Origin of the sequence: Pseudarthrobacter sp. R1 (genome assembly GCF_024494415.1) — a bacterium.
Taxonomy (GTDB): Bacteria; Actinomycetota; Actinomycetes; order Actinomycetales; family Micrococcaceae; genus Arthrobacter.
Window position 1 is genome coordinate 1 of the sequence record NZ_JAMKFI010000047.1, and the last position, 1135, is coordinate 1135.

General features: G+C 70.4%; 2 protein-coding genes. Both read right to left on the reverse strand.

The window, feature by feature from the left end; genetic code table 11:
• On the reverse strand, positions 1-523 hold a 523-nt coding region (locus M8J71_RS22940; RefSeq protein WP_256250172.1), incomplete at its 3' end, for a copper resistance CopC family protein.
• A gap of 90 nt (positions 524-613) precedes the next feature.
• A partial coding sequence (locus M8J71_RS22945) for a hypothetical protein (protein WP_256250174.1) occupies positions 614-1135 on the reverse strand: 522 nt, incomplete at its 5' end.

Genomic DNA, 1135 nt, shown 5'->3' on the forward strand with positions numbered 1-1135 from the left:
GCGGTGCGTTGTCATTGTTGGGCCGTGGTGCGGGCGGAACCGCGCTGTCTGTCGCCTGCGGGGCTGCTGAGGGTGTCGTTGCCTGCACCGACGCAGTGGGGGAGACTGCGGGTGCAGGTGTAGCCGCAGGCGCCTGGACGGTGAAGGTGTAGTTGCCTTCGATGGGATGCCCGTCGGAGGACACGGCCCGCCACAGCACGGTGTAGGTGCCGGGGCTTCCCGCGGCAGTCTTGGTGGACAGCGTCGGCCCTTCGACACTTACGGTGCCGTCGCTGACGGTGGCTCCGGCGCCGTCTGTGACGGTGATGATGCTCAGGTTCAGGGACGCCGAATCGGTGGGCGGCTGGGTGAGGGTCAGCGATACCGTTTCCGGTGCGGTTGTAACAACACTGTCGCGGGCCGGAGTGGTCGAGGACAGGGCGTCGTGGGCCAGGGCCGGGGATGCTGTCAGGGCCGCCGGCAGCAGCAGCGCTGCGACGGCTGTCAGCCGGAGCCGGGACCTGAACGTGGATCGTGGTTTCATCGTGGTTTCCTTCGAAAAAATGTAGCGCAGGCGCTCCGGTGAACGGGACTGCAGGTTATTGTGTGGCAGCCGGTGGCCGCACAACGGGCTTCACGCGATGGCGGGCGGGCCGCGCCGGGGATGCGCGCGAAGCATGCGCGGGCGCGGTACCGGGGCCTGCCGGGGGGCGGGCAGCGGCTGGGCCGGGAGGTGAACGAAGGTGACGGGGGAGGGGAAGAGTACCGGGCGGAGCCAGGCGGCCAGCGCCCAGAGGGCGGCTTCGCCCTTGGCCAGCAGAACAGCGGTCGCCAGTGTTGCGGCGAGGTGCGCGGTGAGCATTGCCGGCTCGAGGTCCCGTACGGCGCTCAGCTGCACGTCCCGCGCCGCGGACAGCTGAGCGCCTGCGCCCACGGACGCGTGCTGGTGGGCCCCGGCCGTGGAGGCGACGGCTGTATCCGCGGCTGCGTAGGAGAGGGCCGACAGCAGTGTGTGCAGCAGCCACTGCCCTCCTGTCAGGACCACAGCCAGGGCCGGCAGCTGCAGTTTCCACCGGGTCAGAACGATGACCGCCAGGAAGACCAGGGCAGTGCAGGCGGCCAGGACAGGGGTCTGGGGCAGCCGTCCGCCGCCGGC